The organism is Kangiella sediminilitoris (assembly GCF_001708405.1).
Classification (GTDB): Bacteria; Pseudomonadota; Gammaproteobacteria; order Enterobacterales; family Kangiellaceae; genus Kangiella; species Kangiella sediminilitoris.
In genome coordinates this window covers 2193686-2212132 of the sequence record NZ_CP012418.1, presented here as the reverse complement: position 1 = coordinate 2212132, position 18447 = coordinate 2193686, and the positions used below count along the sequence as shown (strand labels likewise).

At 45.2% G+C, this 18447-nt stretch carries 20 protein-coding genes; 6 read left to right on the top strand and 14 right to left on the bottom strand.

Going from position 1 to position 18447, the window contains the following annotated elements; all coding sequences use genetic code 11:
* Nucleotides 1-11: 11 nt before the first annotated feature.
* From KS2013_RS10400 to sfsA, 6 genes are all read right to left on the bottom strand, one after another.
* Nucleotides 12-662 (bottom strand): deoxynucleoside kinase, encoded by a 651-nt coding sequence (locus KS2013_RS10400; RefSeq protein ID WP_068993493.1) that lies wholly within the window; start codon nucleotides 660-662, stop codon nucleotides 12-14.
* Nucleotides 652-1173, bottom strand: a complete 522-nt coding sequence (gene folK / locus KS2013_RS10395; protein WP_068993492.1) for a 2-amino-4-hydroxy-6-hydroxymethyldihydropteridine diphosphokinase — start codon at nucleotides 1171-1173, stop codon at nucleotides 652-654. The genes KS2013_RS10400 and folK overlap by 11 nt, the downstream gene beginning before the upstream one ends.
* 12 nt (nucleotides 1174-1185) lie before the next feature.
* On the bottom strand, nucleotides 1186-2535 hold the full coding sequence (gene pcnB, locus KS2013_RS10390) for a polynucleotide adenylyltransferase PcnB (protein WP_068993491.1): 1350 nt from the start codon (nucleotides 2533-2535) through the stop codon (nucleotides 1186-1188).
* Between the two features lie 42 nt (nucleotides 2536-2577).
* Nucleotides 2578-3453 carry a tRNA glutamyl-Q(34) synthetase GluQRS gene (gene gluQRS, locus KS2013_RS10385; RefSeq protein WP_068994545.1) on the bottom strand — a complete coding sequence of 292 codons (876 nt, stop codon included), beginning with the start codon at nucleotides 3451-3453 and terminating at the stop codon, nucleotides 2578-2580.
* Nucleotides 3454-3542: 89 nt separating this feature from the next.
* Complete coding sequence (gene dksA / locus KS2013_RS10380; protein ID WP_068993488.1) at nucleotides 3543-3989, bottom strand: RNA polymerase-binding protein DksA; 447 nt, start codon at nucleotides 3987-3989, stop codon at nucleotides 3543-3545.
* A 171-nt stretch (nucleotides 3990-4160) separates the two neighbouring features.
* Nucleotides 4161-4883 carry a DNA/RNA nuclease SfsA gene (sfsA, locus tag KS2013_RS10375; protein WP_068993485.1) on the bottom strand — a complete coding sequence of 241 codons (723 nt, stop codon included), beginning with the start codon at nucleotides 4881-4883 and terminating at the stop codon, nucleotides 4161-4163.
* 386 nt (nucleotides 4884-5269) lie between these two features.
* Here sfsA and KS2013_RS10370 point away from each other — a divergent pair, with 386 nt between their 5' ends.
* Nucleotides 5270-5584 carry a hypothetical protein gene (locus tag KS2013_RS10370; RefSeq protein ID WP_068993482.1) on the top strand — a complete coding sequence of 105 codons (315 nt, stop codon included), beginning with the start codon at nucleotides 5270-5272 and terminating at the stop codon, nucleotides 5582-5584.
* 83 nt (nucleotides 5585-5667) lie between these two features.
* On the opposite strand, the gene KS2013_RS10365 is transcribed toward KS2013_RS10370, so the two are convergent.
* Nucleotides 5668-5997, bottom strand: coding sequence for a Rieske (2Fe-2S) protein (locus tag KS2013_RS10365; RefSeq protein WP_068993479.1), 330 nt, complete (start codon nucleotides 5995-5997; stop codon nucleotides 5668-5670).
* Nucleotides 5998-6212: 215 nt separating this feature from the next.
* Here KS2013_RS10365 and KS2013_RS10360 point away from each other — a divergent pair, with 215 nt between their 5' ends.
* The 3 genes from KS2013_RS10360 to pepB all read left to right on the top strand — a co-directional run bounded on the left by KS2013_RS10360 (nucleotide 6213) and on the right by pepB (nucleotide 8907).
* A complete protein-coding gene (locus tag KS2013_RS10360; protein ID WP_228703668.1) occupies nucleotides 6213-6947 on the top strand; it encodes an alpha/beta hydrolase in 735 nt (244 codons plus the stop codon).
* Nucleotides 6948-7022: 75 nt separating this feature from the next.
* Nucleotides 7023-7604: a GTP cyclohydrolase II gene (ribA, locus tag KS2013_RS10355; protein WP_068994544.1), complete on the top strand. Its 582-nt coding sequence runs from the start codon at nucleotides 7023-7025 to the stop codon at nucleotides 7602-7604.
* 31 nt (nucleotides 7605-7635) lie between these two features.
* Nucleotides 7636-8907, top strand: coding sequence for an aminopeptidase PepB (gene pepB, locus KS2013_RS10350; protein WP_068993474.1), 1272 nt, complete (start codon nucleotides 7636-7638; stop codon nucleotides 8905-8907).
* Between the two features lie 42 nt (nucleotides 8908-8949).
* Here the strand turns inward: pepB and thpR are convergent, their stop codons facing one another.
* Entirely contained in the window at nucleotides 8950-9537 is a 588-nt protein-coding gene (gene thpR / locus KS2013_RS10345) for an RNA 2',3'-cyclic phosphodiesterase (protein ID WP_068993471.1), read from the bottom strand.
* A gap of 58 nt (nucleotides 9538-9595) precedes the next feature.
* Between thpR and mrcB the strand changes: the two genes are divergently transcribed.
* Together mrcB and KS2013_RS10335 are read left to right on the top strand one after the other, a co-directional pair.
* On the top strand, nucleotides 9596-11908 hold the full coding sequence (mrcB, locus tag KS2013_RS10340; protein ID WP_083217834.1) for a penicillin-binding protein 1B: 2313 nt from the start codon (nucleotides 9596-9598) through the stop codon (nucleotides 11906-11908).
* Entirely contained in the window at nucleotides 11898-12326 is a 429-nt protein-coding gene (locus tag KS2013_RS10335) for an HIT domain-containing protein (protein WP_211267764.1), read from the top strand. The genes mrcB and KS2013_RS10335 overlap by 11 nt, the downstream gene beginning before the upstream one ends.
* A 13-nt stretch (nucleotides 12327-12339) precedes the next feature.
* Here the strand turns inward: KS2013_RS10335 and KS2013_RS10330 are convergent, their stop codons facing one another.
* From KS2013_RS10330 to KS2013_RS10305, 6 genes are read right to left on the bottom strand one after another with little or no spacing between them, the layout of a single operon-like run.
* Nucleotides 12340-13377 carry a M28 family peptidase gene (locus KS2013_RS10330; protein ID WP_068993468.1) on the bottom strand — a complete coding sequence of 346 codons (1038 nt, stop codon included), beginning with the start codon at nucleotides 13375-13377 and terminating at the stop codon, nucleotides 12340-12342.
* Complete coding sequence (locus tag KS2013_RS10325) at nucleotides 13374-14747, bottom strand: FAD-dependent oxidoreductase (protein ID WP_068993461.1); 1374 nt, start codon at nucleotides 14745-14747, stop codon at nucleotides 13374-13376. Before KS2013_RS10325 ends, KS2013_RS10330 begins: the two co-directional genes overlap by 4 nt.
* A complete protein-coding gene (gene kynU / locus KS2013_RS10320) occupies nucleotides 14744-16033 on the bottom strand; it encodes a kynureninase (protein ID WP_068993458.1) in 1290 nt (429 codons plus the stop codon). Before kynU ends, KS2013_RS10325 begins: the two co-directional genes overlap by 4 nt.
* A 15-nt stretch (nucleotides 16034-16048) precedes the next feature.
* Entirely contained in the window at nucleotides 16049-16888 is an 840-nt protein-coding gene (locus KS2013_RS10315) for a cyclase family protein (RefSeq protein ID WP_068993455.1), read from the bottom strand.
* A complete protein-coding gene (locus KS2013_RS10310; RefSeq protein ID WP_068993452.1) occupies nucleotides 16885-17904 on the bottom strand; it encodes an amidohydrolase family protein in 1020 nt (339 codons plus the stop codon). Before KS2013_RS10310 ends, KS2013_RS10315 begins: the two co-directional genes overlap by 4 nt.
* Before the next feature lie 3 nt (nucleotides 17905-17907).
* Complete coding sequence (locus KS2013_RS10305; RefSeq protein WP_068993449.1) at nucleotides 17908-18447, bottom strand: 3-hydroxyanthranilate 3,4-dioxygenase; 540 nt, start codon at nucleotides 18445-18447, stop codon at nucleotides 17908-17910.

Genomic DNA, 18447 nt, shown 5'->3' with positions numbered 1-18447 from the left:
GGCAGTTGCATTTATACTGCTGGATGCGGGTTAAAGTAGTTTCGTCCAGAAGTTGTTGCATGGATCTGCTCCAGCAACATTTCAAAATCTTTTTCATTCTCGACCAGATCAATACCTGAAGCATTGACGATCAGTAGCGGGGACTCCTGATAATAATAGAAGAAGTCAGTGTAGGCATCACCAATAGTTTTCAGGTATTCCTGACTGATAGGAGCCTCTTCTCGGCGTCCGCGTTTTTTAATACGCTCAGCCAGCACTGAAGGATCTGCTTGCAGGTAAATAACTAAATCGGGTTTGGGTGCATCAATAGTGAGGTTTTCATAAACCTGCTCATACAGTCTCAGTTCTTCCTCATCCAGCGTTGAGCGCGCAAACAGGCGGTCCTTATCCATCAGATAGTCTGCTACTCTCAGTGGGGTAAACATATCTGATTGGCGGACTTCCTGAAGCTGTCGTGCACGTTGAAAAAGAAAGTATAGCTGTGTTGGTAGCGCACCGTTTTTTGGATCTTGGTAAAATCGCTCCAGGAAAGGGTTTTCCTCTGCTTCTTCCAAAATGAGATCACTGCCTAGAACTTCTGATAGCTTGCGAGCTAAGGTCGTTTTGCCTACCCCGATAGGGCCTTCTACCGCGATAAAGTTATGTGGAATTTTATAATTCATGCCGACTCATAGTCTCCTGGTCATTATCTATCGTTATTTTCTGCAATCCATAGTTCTGGCAGTGTTGCAACGCTTCTTGAACCGATTCGCCATCAGGGAAGGTTAAGCGAGGCGATATTTCTGATAAAGGTAACAACACAAAGTCGCGCTCTTTTGCTCCGTAATGAGGAAGTATTAAACGCTCTGTTTGCATGATTGTATGATCGTAGAGAATAATATCCAAATCAATTGTTCGAGCACCCCACCGCTTTTCACGCTTACGCCCCTGGGTATCTTCAATCTTTTGTAACGCGTCGAGAAGCTCGATGGGAGATAAAGCTGTCGATAACTTTGCTACAGCATTAATATAGGATGGCTGATCCTGCGGTCCCATGGGGGCGCTTTGATAGAAACTAGAGTAGGCCAGCAAATAGCTTCCAGGTAGTCCGTCAAGGGCCTGTAGTGCCCGGATAATTTGCTGCTCGGGATGGTTTAGATTACTGCCTAGAGCTATGTAGCTGATGGACTGCATAGATGACCCGCACTAGTGCTGATTCTTGTTTTTCTTACGTCGCTTGGGTTTGCGACGTTTACTTTTCGGTAACATTGAGTGCTGGGTACTTTTGTCAGCATCCTGAAACTTGGTCCACCAGTCGGCAGTCTCACGAAGAGAAGGATCAGCTTCTGCACGTAACATCAGAAAGTCATAACCAGCTCTAAAACGGGGGTGCTCAAGTACAGACCACACTTTTTTGCCATGCCGTTGTGGCAGGCGAACTTGCAGCGCCCAGATATCACGGATAACCATGCCGTAGCGCCTAGGGATAGAAATATGCTGACTTTGTTTTGCCAGTACTTTCCCCATACTTTTAAAAAAGGCGTCATTAAAGTTCATACCGCGGGTTTCCATCTTATGGGCTTCTTCGAGTAAAGGCTGCCATAAGAAAACTGCGATCAAAAATGCTGGGTTGACGGTTTTATCGTCGGCAATTCTGCGGTCGGTATTTTCCAGAGCTGAGTGAATGAAAGCTTCAAAGTCGGCATGAACGTGCATCAGGTGGTCAGTTGCCGGGAATAACTTGGACAACAGGTCGTGTTGCTGTAACGACTGAAACGTTGCCTGGCCTTTGCCAGACAGAAACATTTTTCGGTACTCTTCCCATAGTCTTGCTGCAGGAACCTGTTCTAATAAGGGCGCCAGATCAGAAATAGGAGCCTTTGTTTCAGGCTCAATACTAAGCTCTAACTTTGTAGACAAACGTATTGCTCTTAACATACGAACAGGGTCTTCCCGGTAGCGCTTTTCAGCATCGCCAATCATTCTAAGCTGGCGCTTTCTTAAATCGGTTAAACCACCACAGTAGTCATGAACGCTGAAATCTTTAATATTGTAGTAAAGCGCGTTGATGGTGAAGTCACGACGCTCAGCGTCCTCCTCAATATCACCGTAAACATTATCCCGCAGAATCATTCCTTCGGATGCCTGTTCGATCTTTTGGTCGCAGTGAGCACGGAAAGTAGCAACTTCAATCATATCCCGGCCAAATAGGATATGTACCAGCTTAAAGCGACGACCAATAATACGGCTGTTTCTGAACAGCTTTCGAACCTGTTCTGGAGTTGCGTTTGTAGCTATATCAAAGTCCTTGGGATGTAAGCCAAGCAGAATGTCTCGTACTCCGCCACCCACAAGGAACGCCTCATAGCCTGCCTTGCTGAGGCGGTAGAGGACTTTCAGTGCATTCTCACTGATTTCTTTTCGGGATACCGTATGGTGATCGCGCGGTACAATATGGCTGGAGTCAGTCATAGCTGATTGGGCATCATCTCGATTTGAATTATCATGACCGGATCCTGAAAACCATCGTTTAACTGTTGATAAAAAAGCGCTCATACATCATACGTTTTGTAGTGTGGTGCAATAATATCACAGACCTTAGTCAAAATAAGGGATTTGTTGCTTTTGCGGGATCTTTTGCAGTGAAAAGTGTTCTAAGGCCCAGTCCATTATAAGTTCAATACTTTGGTTAATTAAATCTGCAGGCGGTTGCTGGCCAAGAAAATCCAGAGCTTCGACCAACAATGGTCCAGCTTTCTCCTCGCTCACCGCTTCGGCATGGTTTTGCTTGGATAATTTATTGCCATCCTGGTTTATGGCTACCGGTAAGTGGTACCAAAGAGGGGGTTCCTTGCTCAGAACCTCATATAGACGTAATTGGCGCGGAGTAGAGTCCAGCAAATCACTGCCTCGAACCACGTGATCAATTCCTGCATCAATATCATCTACTACAACGGCTAACTGATAGGCCATTAGCCCATCTTTTCGACGAACGGTGAAGTCCTCTTGGTACAGGTCCTGGGGAAACTGGCATTCGCCCTGAATCAAATCCATAAAGTCATATTGACCTTGTCCATGACGAAGCTTCCAGGCAACTTCGCCATCAAAGCCGAGGTTTTTGCCACTACAGATATTTGGGTAGCGACCATTATCACTGACTTTATTAATTTGTTTTCTTGTGCAATTACAGGCGTAGAGCAACCCCTTGGTTTTGAGTTCCTCCAGTATCTGCTGAAATCTCGGAATATGTTCACTCTGATAAATAACAGGGCCATCCCAGTGAAGACCAAAAGCTTCCAGCTGTCTGAGAATAGTATCTGTCGCGCCGGCAATCTCGCGTGGTGGATCGATATCTTCGATCCGAACCTGCCATTCTGCATTATGGGTTTTGGCGATAAGGTAACTACCAACCGCGGCAATCAGTGAGCCGAAATGGAGCGGTCCTGAGGGAGATGGAGCGAAGCGACCCCGCATAAGGTGTATATGCGAGGTAGCATTTTCCGCCCCAGACTCAGACGTATCGGCCGGGGAGGAGGTCTGTAAATCTAGTGGCTTTTGGGGCATTAACTGCCGTATTGACGTTCTTTTATTTCGTCTAACGTTTTGCAGTCAATGCAAAGCTCTGCAGTTGGGCGAGCTTCAAGGCGACGAATACCAATTTCGATACCACAAGATTCGCAGTAGCCGTATTCTTCGTCGTCAATCTTGCCAATAGATTGAATAATTTTCTTTAACAGTTTGCGTTCACGATCGCGTGTGCGTAACTCAAGCGAGAACTCTTCTTCCTGTGATGCACGATCCACTGGATCGGGAAAGTTCGCAGCTTCGTCCTGCATATGGTGTACAGTACGATCAACTTCTTCCATCAACTGTTTTTTCCATTCGTTGAGGATATGACGGAAGTGCTCATACTGAGCATCGTTCATATACTCTTCGCCTTTCTTTTCTTTATAAGGCTGAATTCCAAGTTTTTCTAACGTTGTGTTTGTAGCTGTTTTTTTACGTGGCATCGAATTTAATGCTCCATGACTAATGGTAAATCAGTTCACTTTTTTCATTTGCATTGACAAACTTTTAAAAAAGTGAAAGAGGGATATTAGCCCTATGAGTACCAATTGAAAAGCCGAATTTGCTAAAAACAAGCAAATTTTGCGTTTTTTTTGACCAACCCATTGAATTTACTAAAAAATTACTGGTAAGTCCTGTTGCAAAGTTATTTCTGCGGCACTGATATGGGTATTATATGCATAAATTTCAACCCCTTTTTGTGCTGCACTGTTCAATAATTCAGCATATTTTGGATCAATGTGTGCTGCGGGACTGACAGTTTGGATGCCGGAATGCTGTACCAGAAATAATAAAACGGCTCGCTGACCCTGCTCAACCATAGCTATCAGCTCCCTTAAATGCTTTTGACCACGGGCGCTGACGGCGTCTGGAAAGAAACCAGCTCCATCGGAAAACTCCTCGCCTGTCTCCAATAACGTAACCGTTTTGATTTCAACATAGCAGTCTGGTTTCTCAGGATCTGTCAGAAGCAGATCAATACGGCTGTTTTCGTCGCCATACTTCACTTCCTGCTGCAGTGACTCATAGTCCTGCAATTCTTTTAAAACACCGTTTTCAATTCCTTCGGTCACAATCTGGTTGGCGAGGTGAGTGTTAATACATATCCAGTCGCCCTTGAGGTTATGGTTAAGGACCCAGGTGTAGCGATATTTTCGTTTCGGATTTTGAGAGTCCAGCAGCCACGCAGTATCACCTTCCTGCCAGCAGTTTTTCATTGAACCTGTGTTGGGACAATGAGCGGTAAACTCACCATGTTCGTCGCTCACAACGTCCGCTAAAAAACGTTTGTAGCGTTTGAGAAGAGTGGCTTTGATAAGAGGGGGCGAGAACTTCAAAATTAAAAACCTTAGTGCCTTATAAATTTTTCTTATGATATTGGGGTTTATATTTAATGCAAGAATTGTATTTGAAGCACTATATATAGCAGGGCAATAAAAAGAAATGTATAGATAAAATTTAATGCTTAACTGCTTTGTTTTTAATGCAAATTAGCCGATACAAAACGATACTAATTTATGATTGTAACTTTCTTTTTGTTTGCTAGTCTTTTAGATAGCTAAAATGCTTCAATAGGAGTTTAAGTTAAAGTAATTTCGACATAGAAACATGGAGCGAGATTAGATTAATAGAAGATCTCTAATGAGGAACTTGGCTTGAGAGGGACGTTTGGGGTGACGGGTAGACTGGCTCCTTAATAATAGTTACTTATCAGGATAAAAGGATGTTTAAAAACAAAAGTTATAAACAAAAGCTAATAACACTGGGTTTACTTTTTTCGGGGCCAGTTGTAGGCAGCCAAATAGAAAATATAGAAAAGGAATGTAGTGAGGTTGCCAAAGATTTTATAGAAGCTATTAAAAAAACCAAGCCAGGCTCTCTGCCTAATAATGTTAAAGTTCATAGCGCTGAGTTTGAGACCACTACGAATATGAAGGTCAAAACTGAATACACTAGCAAAGAATATGAAGTTGAATGCAGCAAAAAAGTAGATAACTACATGGATGTAACTGTAAAAATAGTAGTAAGTGTAGATTAAGAGCAGATTGCTCAAATACCCTACCGCTGTTTTAAGCTACGTTTGATTGCTTGATCTTTTAAGTCACTTATTTTGTTAGTTTCTTATCCCGCGTAAAAAACCTTTCCGTTTTCCACTTCCAGTTTTACTTCGCTAAGGTGAGCGCCTGCACAAGGGCCTGCCACACACTTACCTGTATTGGGTTCAAAAAGAGCGCCATGGGTAAAGCACATCATAAATTGCTCGTCGTCGGTCATGAATTCGTCTTCCTGCCAGTTTAGATTGGTTCCGGCATGAGGGCAGCGATTGATATAGCCATACACATTGAGTCCCTGGCGGACAATAATAATGTCACGGTCTTCTGACGCGGATGGGTGCGGGTACGCTTTAGCTTGGCCGTCTTTAATATCGGTGACTAAACATAAATGTGACATATTGGAGCTCATTGTTAAATAGTTACTATTTTACTTACCATGCGAGCGAGAGTATAACGCAAGAACGCTCAGTTGGTGTTAGAATAAAAGAATTCTAACAGTATAAATAATAGACGCAATATATAAGAGATATGCATATAGTGATCTGGGGTCTTATTGGACTGTCGGCAAGTTACTTGCTCTACATACTGGTGTTCTATTTCTTGCAGCGCAGAATGTTGTTTCCTACACATGAACTGCCCGTGCCAGATGCCGAATTAATAACTCAAGCTGGAGGTGAGTTAATTCGTCTACCATTCTCACAAGGTGAGTTTGAACTGGCTTATATGCCGCCGATAAATCAAAGGTTTGGAGAGCTGACTCCGGTGATTATGTTTGCTCATGGTAATGGCAACATCATTGATGATTGGGCAAATCGAGTCGACTATGTCCGGGAAAAAGGTTTCGGGGTCGTGCTGGTCGAGTATCCCGGTTACGGACGTTCCGACGGTAAGCCCAGTTATAACACCATTAAAGAATGTATGCTGAAAGCCTATAACTGGATTGAACAACAACCCCAGCTGGATAGTAAGCATATATCCCTCATGGGCCGCTCCATGGGTGGTGGTGCCGTCCTCAGTGTATTATCAGAAAAAAATCCTTATGCAGTGGTATTGATGTCAACTTACTCCAGCATCACTGACTTAGCTCGGCAACGCTGGCTACCGCACTTTCTGGTAAGGGACCCGTTTGATAATGTCTCAGCATTAAAGGATTATGACGGTATGGCGTACATGATTCATGGCAAAACCGATAAAACCGTTCCGATTAATGCACTAACCAAGTTACTGGCCGCCAAGCAGGATGCCGAGCACAAAATTTACTCTACCGGTCATGCCGATACACCTGATAACTGGCATGAGTTCTGGGTGGTTGTTGCTCAGCTGCTAGAGGATAATCGTGCAGTTTAAGATGCAGGCTGTTGCTGGTTTGACAGTTAGTGTAAAATGATGGGGTTTCCGACAGATAGTGGTAAAACTGATCTAATGAACCAAAAAGATAGCCTACAGGCCAAACTTCCTACTCCTTGGGGAGATTTTGTCATTCACGCCTTAGAAACGAATGATGGTAAAGAACATGTTGCCATGACGTATGGTGACTGGGAAGGTGAGGAGCCTGTATTGGCCCGAATTCATTCTGAATGTTTAACAGGCGATGCATTATTTAGCTTGCGTTGTGACTGTGGATTTCAGTTGCGAGCAGCTCTGGAAAAAATTGCTGAGCAAGGCTCCGGTGTTTTGCTGTACCTGAGACAGGAAGGGCGAGGCATTGGCTTGACTAACAAAATCCGAGCCTATTCATTACAGGATCAGGGAATGGATACAGTCCAGGCGAATGAGCATCTTGGTTTTGGTGCCGATGAGCGGGACTTTAAAGTTGCCTCGGATGCCTTGGAGCAGTTAGGCATTAAAAAGATTCGCCTGATGACCAATAACCCTAGAAAAGTCAGCTCGATGAAGGACGCTGGGATCGATGTGGTCGAACGCGTACCACTGAAGTTTGGTCAAAACCCTCATAACGCCATGTATCTGTCGACTAAGCAATCGAAACTGGGGCATTTGTTCTAGGCTCCTGCAATACAATACTGTAAGGATTCTTATGACTTTAGATATTTATCTATCAAGCGATAGTGCGCCAGCACAATGGGGTGAAGGTGCGCTACTCAGTTTTAAAGAAGATAGTGCGACGATCCACACTGATGATGCGGAGATGGTTCAGGTTGCAGCACGACGTTTAATGGCTCAGGGCTTGTCCTTTTTTGCATTAAAAGGCGACTGGTCGCTTGAGCAGCAATGGGCCTTTTTCCAAGGTGCTTATGAACCAAAAGTTGACGTTCAGATTGATTTTGCTGATTTGAGCGAAAAAGATAGCGCCGAACTTGATGCACGAATTCAGGTGAGCCGCTGGATGCGCTCAATGGTTAATGAAACTCCGGAAGTGTTAGCTCCGGAAGTACTGGCTCAAGAAGCGGCGCAGTTTGTACAAAGCCTGTCTCCAGATCATGTCAGCTATGAAATTGTTTCTGGCGAAGACCTGGAGAAGCAGGGCCATATCGGTACCTGGGAAGTTGGTCGCGGCTCAAAGCGCCCACCAGCATTGTTAAAATTAAAGTTTGATCCAAAGGGTAATGGCGATAAACCAGCTGCGGCGCTGGTGGGTAAAGGCATTACTTTTGATAGTGGTGGCTACAGTATTAAGCCAAGCGCTGGCATGTTGCACATGAAAGCAGATATGGGTGGCGCGGCTACCGTAACCGGTGGTCTGGCTCTAGCGATTTTGCGAGGCCTTGATAAGCCGGTGAACTTGTATCTGTGCTGCGCTGAAAACTTGATCAGTGGCCATGCATACAAGTTGGGAGATATTTTAACGTATCCTAATGGCCTGACTGTTGAAATTCATAATACTGATGCTGAAGGTCGTGTTGTACTGGCTGATGGTTTATTACTGGCTGGCGAGTCTGGGGCTGACGTCATTATTGATGCGGCAACACTAACAGGAGCCGCTGTAACGGCTCTGGGTAACGATTATAACGGTGTATTCGCATTGGATCAGGAAGCGAGCACGGAGTACCTGAGCATTGCTACTGATGAGCAGGAAAAGCACTGGCCTTTGCCGCTTGAACCGTTTCATGCGCATCGTTGCCCGTCTCAGTTTGCCGATACTGCAAACAGTAAGGCCGTTAAGGGTGGTGGTCCCGGTGGTGCGAGTAACGCGGCAGGGTTCTTATCACGTTTCGTACCTAATGATGGTAAAGGCTGGCTGCATATTGATTTGGCATCAGCTTACAATGATAGCCCAACATCAAAGTGGGCTGCTGGCGGCACTGGTCTTGGTTTTAGAACGATCGCTGCTAAGCTATTACGTAGCTAAAGATAATGGTCATTCCCGTGTTCGCGGGAATGACTTTATCCTCTAATCTTTTATTCCGAAAAACTGCTCTTTGACAGTGGGCTCGTAAGTATCCCATTCCTCAATTACTTCGTAATACACTCCTTTATGATTTTGATGTGACTGCATCAGACAGAAATGGTCGACCGTAAAGCTTAAATCCAGCGCTTGTTCAATTTCAGATAACGCCTGACACTCCCTGAATAAAGTAACGTGTGGCCTGAATGAATGTCTGTCTTTGGCGAAATGAAGTCCAGCGTCCGCCAGGCAGCGGCTTATATGGTTCTTCAGGTCCTTTAGTTTAAGATTGCCCTGACTTACTTCAACGCAACCGACCTCATTTTTTGGGTAATAGGCGTAACGTTCAATGCTGGTGGAGAAAGGCCTGATTCCGGGGATAGAAACGGCTTCAATGATTTCATCCACAGTATCTGGGGCGACTGAGCCTAAAAATTGAAGTGTGATATGAAAGTTGTGAGGGTTAACTGCACGACCCATGAAAGCAGGGTTCGTCTGCTGTAATAACTCGAGTTTATTCTTGAGATGTTGCGGTAAATCAATGGCAAAAAACAGTCTCGCCATATTTTTACCAGAATTTGCTATAGAAGACATATAATTATTGAGCTTTAATTTGTTAGTATAAACGGATAGAAACCAATAATCCGATAATATGTCAAAAAAGACTCGAAAGAAAACCAGTAATAAAAAGAATGAAGCGAAACTGGCGCGTCGAAAGAAGTTACGTTCATTATTTTGGAAGTTGGCCTTAATTTTTATAGTTGTATTTGCCGGCTTTACGATTTATCTCGATTCTATCATCCAGAGTAAATTTAAAGAGAATCGTTGGGAGTTACCCGCTCGAGTGTATGCTCAGTCTCTTGATCTGGCGAACGGTAAGCCGATGACACCGACACGCTTACGCCAGGAACTGGAGTTGCTGGGCTATCGTAAAGTCGTTAAGGCTACTCGGCAGGGTGATTATGAGAACTATCAGAATTCTTTTTTCATCTATATCCGTGAGTTCCAGTTCTGGGATAGTACACAGCCAGCGCTACCGGTCTCTTTCAATATTAAGTCGGGACGTATCAAGGACCTCAAAAATCGAGATACCGGTGAGTCCCTGCAGATGGCTCGACTCGATCCGTTGCTAATAGGTCAGTTTCACCCCAATCGTTTAGAGGACAGAATTCTGGTGCACCTTGATCGCGTTCCTGATCATTTGAAACAGGCGTTACTGGCAGTTGAGGACAGAGATTTCTATGAGCACAGTGGGGTGTCAGTAAAAGCCGTGGCGAGAGCTCTGTGGCACAACGTGACTAGTGATGGCCGAGCCCAGGGCGGAAGCACCATTACTCAACAGCTGGTTAAAAACTACTTTTTAACCAATGAGCGGACTCTATGGCGAAAATTTAAGGAAGCCATAATGTCCGTTATCTTAGAAGTTCGCTATGAAAAAGAGGACATCCTACAGGCCTATTTTAACGAGGTATATTTTGGGCAAGATGGTGGTCGTGCTATTCATGGTGTTGGGTTAGCCAGCCAGTATTTCTTTGACAAACGAGCGAGAGATCTGACTCCAGCACAATCGGCATTATTGGTCGGAATGTTAAAGAGCCCAACCGGTTATAACCCAAGAAGAAATAAAGAAGCATCGCTGCAGCGTCGAAATCAGGTACTGAAAATAATGTACCAACAGAAAATTTTGACTGAGCAAGAATATAAACAGCAGCGCCAGACGACTTTGTCGGTGGTTTCCAAACCCTCACTGAAGTTATCTAGAGTCCCTGCATTCATGGATCTGGTACGTCGACAGTTGCAGAAGTCTTATTCGGAAGAAGAGCTGAGATCGGAAGGTTTGAGAATTTTTACTACACTTGATCCGGTGATGCAGCGTTATACCGAAGAAAAAGTACAGACAACATTGGAGCGTATCGAGCTGATGAAAGGGATCGAAGAAGATTCCCTACAGACTGCTGTAATCATTACTTCAAGTGAAACAGGTAATATTCTGGCCCTGGTTGGCGATCGTTATTCCGATAAGGCGGGCTTTAACCGTGCTATTGATGCGAAACGTCAGATTGGTTCTGTGATTAAGCCATATGTCGTATTGGCTGCCCTGGAAAAAACAGATGATTATAATCTGGCGACCATTGTGAGTGATGAGGAGTTATCAATTAAGCAGCGTGACGGTACCTTATGGGTTCCTAGGAATTATGACCGCCGCTTTCACGGTGAAGTACCGCTGTTTGTAGCCCTCATGGAGTCCTACAATATTGCCATGGCTCGTTTGGGCCAGCTGGTAGGCATCGATACGGTAGCGGAGTTTATTGAGCAGGCGGGTGTAGAAGAAGAAGTTCGAGCCCTGGATGCATTACCTTTGGGTGTGTTAGAACTGACTCCTATAGAACTTGCGGGTCTATACCAGTCTCTGGCCAGCGGTGGCCTGAAGATTAAGCCTTCTGCGATTACCGCAGTGACTGATAATGAAGGAAGTTTACTCGAGCGCTATCCAATTGAGTCTGAGCGTATTGCCTCTGAATTAAATACCTATCTGGTGAAAGCTGGTATGCAGCTAGTCGTTGAGAAAGGAACCGCCCGTTACCTTCATCAACAAAACCCGTTTACGAACTTTGCGGGTAAAACGGGAACCACCAATGACCTTAAGGACTCCTGGTTCGCGGGTTTCTCAGGTGAGCATTTGGCAGTAGTCTGGGTTGGCCGTGATGATAACAAAGAAGCAAATATAACCGGCTCTTCAGCAGCACTACCTGTGTTTACCGACATTTTTAATGGCGTGCCAACAGAGTCTTTAAGGCTGGGATATTACGACGAGATCGAGTGGAAGCTGATTGATCCAGAGTCGGGCTTAATTGCTGGTGATGGCTGCATTGAAGCTATCGAGATTCCATTTATCCGAGGCACAGCGCCGGAGGATGTCGTGGATTGTAATGCGGATGAAGAGGAGGGGTTCCTTGAGTTTTAAACTTCATCCAGTACTGGCTAACGATTGCATCGTAATTGGAGAGTTTCAATTATCTCAAGTGCTATTGATGAATGACGAGCATTACCCCTGGGTGATCCTCGTCCCTATGGTTGCAGAGATATCGGAAGTTTTTGAGCTGAGTCAGTCGCAACAGACGATACTGGCAGAGGAATCAACGTTCGTGTTGAAAGCCATGAGTGAGACGTTTAAGGCGGATAAAATGAACCAGGCTGCGCTTGGAAACATGGTTCCGCAACTGCATATTCACCATGTTGCTCGTTTCCATGATGATGCTGCCTGGCCTGCTCCCATATGGGGGAAAGTTACGCCGAAGAAATACTCCGAACAGGCCTTACAACAAATGGTGGCTGACTTACATAAAGCATTCAGCCACCACTCTTCATATCAGCCTCTGTAATAGCTTACCTATCTTAAGGGCGCGAGAACTCAAACTGCGGGTTGTCGTGCCAATTGATCTTAGTGTCCTGTGGTAACTCGCTAAGAGCTGCTGCAAGAGCCTGCGCCAATGAAACTAAATTAGGGATATTGATTAATTCTGCTTCATCATGAGTCTGGTGATAGTGGCCTTGCCCACGCCACACAGAGATGGCATGCATGGGGATACCTGTAACAGAAACTTTTCCTTTACCTTCAAAAGCTTTTTTTATGGCATCACTACCCGCATCCAGTAATGCGAAGGGCGCATTATCAGAGCGGAAAAATAAACCCATTTTCGGATCCAATACCGGATCAAGTTCCCAGCCCTGCTTTCCCAGAGCATCTTTCAATACAGGATAAAGGCTTGAGTATTGATCTCCCGTCATCCATGCACTATTGAGCTTATCTTCCAGTGGTACACCTACCAGCTCGAACATAAAACCACTTTCTATTTTGCTGAGCTCTACCCATGGGTTATTTGCAAAATAATCCGAGCCCTGAAGCCCCATCTCTTCTGCATCCCATGCTGCAACGATGATGTTGAAGGGAAGGCTGTCGTATTGTTGAAGTGATTTTGCCAGCACCAAGGTTGCAACAACTCCACTGGCATCATCATCTGCGCCATTGAAGATGGTATCACCATCCAGTTTTGGATTGGTTCCGACGTGATCATAATGTGCGCCAATCATGAAATAACGATCATTTTCACACTGGCATGGAATGTAACCAATGATATTAGCAGCCTGACGTGGTTCACCCTGGCGGTCGGTAGCTGTGAATGGTTGTCGGTAAGTATCTTTACCTGGCAGAGTTTTAATGCCGAGCTCTTTAAAACGCTCCACGAGCCAATCCTGGACCTCTAGGTTTTCTTCGCTACCAGTAAGGCGACCTTGACGATCATCATGGGCCAGATAGTTTATCCACTGTTGAGCCAGCTGATTATCTTTATTTTCGGATTTCTCAGATGCCAGAGTTACTGATGGTGTACCCAGTCCAATAAGCACCAGCAAGTTCAAGATAATAGATTTCAATGTAGAAACTCCTTAGAAAATGGTTCAAGATTTTGCTCGACCAACTGGCGAGCCTGATCCCAGTCTATATGTTCGATACTATCACTGTTCTCTGTTAACTGATTTAAGATATCGTTTTGGACTTTTCCGCGACGATACGCCTCAGCATAAGGCATATGGTGGAACATCACCATAGAGTAGCGAGGTATGAACGTGGTTGGGTACAGCTCTTCCAGCTTAAAGGCTATTTGTTTCTTTAACTGGAATTTTGGATCACGAACAGAGTCCCGCATTTCAATGTAATTTTCTAGCGCCATGTCTGCGATAGCGTTGGCATTATCTTTTCTAGCATCTGCAAATGCCTGCATTACTGGGGACCAGTCATCCGAGTACTGATTTAGCAAACGGTGTAACTCAGAGCAGTCCTCGAAGCCGCAGTTCATGCCCTGCCCATGAAAAGGAACGATGGCATGAGAAGCATCACCGAACAATAGAATGTCTTTATAAGACCAATTCTTTGAGCGGACGGTTCCCAATATCCCAGTAGGATTATTGAAGTAGTCCTGAGCCAGGCTCGGAATTAACTCCAGAACATCAGAAAACTGCTCTTTAAAGAATGCCTCAACCTCTTCTTTACTCTTGAAGGCTTCGAAGCTGACAGGCCCTTCGTTAGGCATAAACAGGGTTACAGTAAATGATCCGTCAAGGTTGGGTAGGGCAATGAGCATATAACCCCCTCGAGGCCAAATATGTAGTGCTTCCTTTTCGATCTGGAATGGAGCGTCAGCAGTTCCTGCTGGGATGGTTAATTCTTTGTAGGAATGTTCGAGCAGTTCTGAAGAGAATCCGTCAACACCTAGCTTTTCTAGTACCTGACGAGTTTGAGAGCCGGCTCCGTCTGCTCCTAACAATATATCGTAATCTAGTGTCTGAATATTATTAGTCTGAGTATGTTTAATACTAAACGTCTTGTTATCTGGATCGATGTCGGTCAATCCCTGCTCAAAGCAGAACGTCACGTTACCTGTAGACTCTGCTTCGTCACGCAATAAACTGACCAGCCCTGCACGTGAAACCGAGTAAATAACTTCTTCTGGCTTACGGCCGTAGGGTTGCAGCGTTAATTCACCATTTACATCATGCAACATACGTCCTTTCATCGGAATCAGTAACTCATTAACCTTGTCTATGATCCCAACCTGTTCCAGTGCTCGAATACCGCGGTTAGCTAGAGCAAGGTTTATTGAGCGACCTGCAGGAATCGTTGTCTTGCGAATATCAGGAAGCTTTTCATAGACGTTGACCTGATAACCGCGTTGGCCTAAATAAATACTCATCAGTGAGCCAACCAGACCCGCACCAATTAACGTAATTTCTTCTTTACTGCTCATGATGCTGCTCCCTCGATAGCTTGTTTGAGGATAACCACAAAACGATAACAGTCTTCGAATGAGTTGTACTGCGGAACTGGTGCAACCCGAATCACGTTAGGATATCGGAAGTCACAGGTAACACCTGCCGCTTCAATCGCATCAAAAATTGTTTTGCCGTCGGTTCCGTGCAAGTTAATCGTAAGCGAAAGTTGCGCACCAGATGCTTTTTCTGATTTCGGTGTCAGAATGTTCACTTCATCAGCCAGTTCGCTTTCCAATAACTGACGAAGATAGGCTGTCAGCTTCAGAGATTTTTCGCGTAGCTTATGGATGCCACCAGCTTTTGCCACAGTATCCAGAGAACCGCGTATTGAGGCCAGGGATAGAATCGGCGGGTTGGATAATTGCCATGCTTCGGCACTTTCCGTTGGAACAAAACTGTTTTCCATTTTAAAGCGCGACTCTTTGTCATGTCCCCACCAGCCAGCAAACCGAGGAAGCTCTTTGTTCTTGTGGTGACGTTCGTGGACAAAGCAGCCCGCAACAGAACCGGGGCCTGAGTTTAAGTATTTATAAGTACACCATGCAGCGAAATCTGGTCCCCATTGATGCAGTTCCATCGGAATATTACCCGCAGCATGAGCCAGATCGAAACCAACATAACAACCTTTGGCGTGGCCGGCCTTAGTAATCGACTCCATATCCAGAACCTGACCGGTATAGTACTGAACTCCCGGCAATAAGATTAAAGAGGTGGTGTCACCGTGCTCCTCGATAGCCTGAATTATATCTTCATCGCGCAGAGTCTCCTCGCCATCACGAGGCTTTAATAAAATCATGCTCTCTTTCGGATCATGGCCGTGGTACTTGATTTGAGACTCAACAGCATAATGATCAGAAGGGAATGCATGGTCTTCGATAATAATTTTATGACGTTGGTTAGTCGGGCGATAAAAGCTGACCATCATAAAGTGTAGGTTTGCTGTTAGTGTATTCATACTCACGACTTCGGTGGTTTTGGCACCAACCAGATCAGCAAACCCCTGACTTAAAAACTCATGATAAGGCATCCATGGGTAATCACCGGAAAAATGGCCTTTAACACCCAGAGCCCGCCACTGACCTAACTCATCATTCACATACTGTGCGGCAAGGCGAGGCTGTAATCCAAGAGAGTTGCCGCACAGGTAAATTTCATCTTCGCCATTGCTTTGTTTTGGTATAGAAAATTCTTCACGAATTTCTCTAAGGGGATCTTGGTTATCCAGATCCTTTGCGTGGTCTAAACTAAAAATTGTACTCATGTTCTTGTTCCAAACTTAGTCATCACTGTCATCAGTAATGTCAGTTAACGGGTATAACACTGGGCGGCTTGGTGCCGCGTCCAGCTGAAAGTGGGGTAGCTGCAGGTTGAGCCAATACAGGCCATCGGTAATATCATCGTCGACGAAAATCATTTCGGTAATAGTCCGGTGGAGCAACGTAGTGTCGGTCAGTTGATGGGTGCCTTGAGGTACATTCCAGAAGGTATGATGATTATGCAACTGTCCTTGGTCGAACATCTTATCGATAGAAGGGAAGTCGACTAAAAGGTGATGGATATTAGAATGGCTGAGCCACTCGATCGCCTCGGTTGAGAAAAATGGGGGCTGTTGGGATTCACCATACTCGCGTCGACACTTGCCTTCGGTATTTGGAAGCGTTCGAACGGCAATAGCGCCCATCAGATCCAGATCCTGACTCGATAACTCCTGCTCCAGGGCCTGTCGAGTAATGAGCAGGTCGCTGTCCTCTAGATTAGGATGGTAGTGCTCGTCTGTTTCACTGGCACGCTGCGGTGTCACTGATAGCAGATAGCAGCTGGTTAGCGAACTACTCAGAGAATCGCCAATCAATACGGGCTCATCAGTAATATGGTGAACGGTTTCTGTATGGGTTCCATTGCAATGTGGCACCATTTTAATACTACTGACATTGCAGCTACCTCCCTGGCGGGTGTCGCCTACAAAATCGCTCCCCTGCAAAATTTCTTTTTCCGCTCGGTTGGCTCCAAAGTGATTCGGTTGATTCTTATCGAAAGTTAGCGGGATCGCGATGGAGCTGGCCTGAGACAGCTCCAGCTGATACGTTCGTCCATCAAACTCGACGAAAGTACTCATGGCATAAAGTCCTGCTTATTCAATTTTAGCCATTCCAGAGCCGTGCCATGTAACAGACGATCTTCAACAGAACGATCATAGTTCATGGACTCGATTAACTTACCTGGCTCTAGCTCTCCCAGAGGGAAGGGGTAGTCAGTACCCAGAGCTAATTTTTCAGGTCCCATCAAATTGACAATATAATCAAGCATCCCTTTATCATGCACCAAGGTATCCAGATAAATTTGCTCAAGATACTTACGTGGATTATGCGGGTTATCTACCGCCATTAAATCAGGGCGAACATTGTAAGCATGCTCAATACGGCCGATTGTCGCCGGGAAGCTTCCGCCACCGTGAGCAAAAGCGACACGAAGATTCGGGTGACGCTCCAGGACGCCGCCAAAAATCATAGAGTTTATGGCAAGGGACGTTTCAGCTGGCATACCGACAAGCCATGGCATCCAGTACTTTTGCATTTTTTCCTTGCCCACCATATCCCATGGATGAACAAAAATTGCAGCGTCCAATTCTTCTGCAGCAGCAAAAAACTCGGCTAATTCCGGATCGTTGAGGTTCCAGTCGTTAATGTGTGAGCCAATTTGCACTCCGGCAAGCCCTATCTCTTTAACACACCGCTCAAGCTCTTTAACCGCAAGATCAGGAGCCTGCATTGGTAGTGTTCCTAATCCGATAAAGCGCTTAGGGTATTTTTCTACTATCCCAGCGATATGGTCGTTAAGAAAACGAGACAGGTCATGGGTATCTTCGGCTTTGGCCCAATAATTGAACATAATTGGAACCGTTGATAATACCTGAACGTGTACACCATGATGATCGCACTCTTTCATGCGAACTTCTGGCGACCAGCAATTTTCTTCAATTTCTCTAAAGAACTTGCCATCAACGATCATTCGAGCGCAGCCGCATTTATGGTGGTCGAGCTGAACAAACCCCCCATAACCATATCGCTCTTTTAAGTCAGGCCAGTTCTCGGGAAGTATATGAGTATGGATATCAATTTTTAGTGGGTTCATAAACTACAGGTCCAATTTATTTTCTTTCGGCATTACAGTCCCACAGTTATTGCAGGTTCTGTGCTCTTCGCTTTCCAGGAAACGCTCAAAGACAGGCAGGAAATCTTTCTCAACGTTGGTCAGTGGAAAGTATTCCTCGTATAGCTTGTTATCGCAGTTCTCGCAGAACCACATCAGGCCGTCTTTTTCATCAGGCAGGCGTTTGCGCTCTACGACTAAGCCGATTGAGTCTTTGAACCGAACCGGTGAGTGTGGAACTTTTGGCGGTAATAAAAATACTTCACCAGCTTTAATCGGGTAGTTAACTCGCTTCCCATCCTGGATAGTACGAAGCTCCATCTCACCTTCAAGCTGGTAGAAAAACTCCGGTCCTTCATCATAGTGAAAGTCGCGGCGTCCATTTGGACCACCAACAACCATGACGATAAAGTCGTCCTGTTCGAAAACCTGTTTATTACAAACCGGTGGTTTTAGCAGGTGTCGATGCTCTTCGATCCACTGATGTAGATTAAATGGGGGCAGAGTTGCTGAATCTGAACTCAT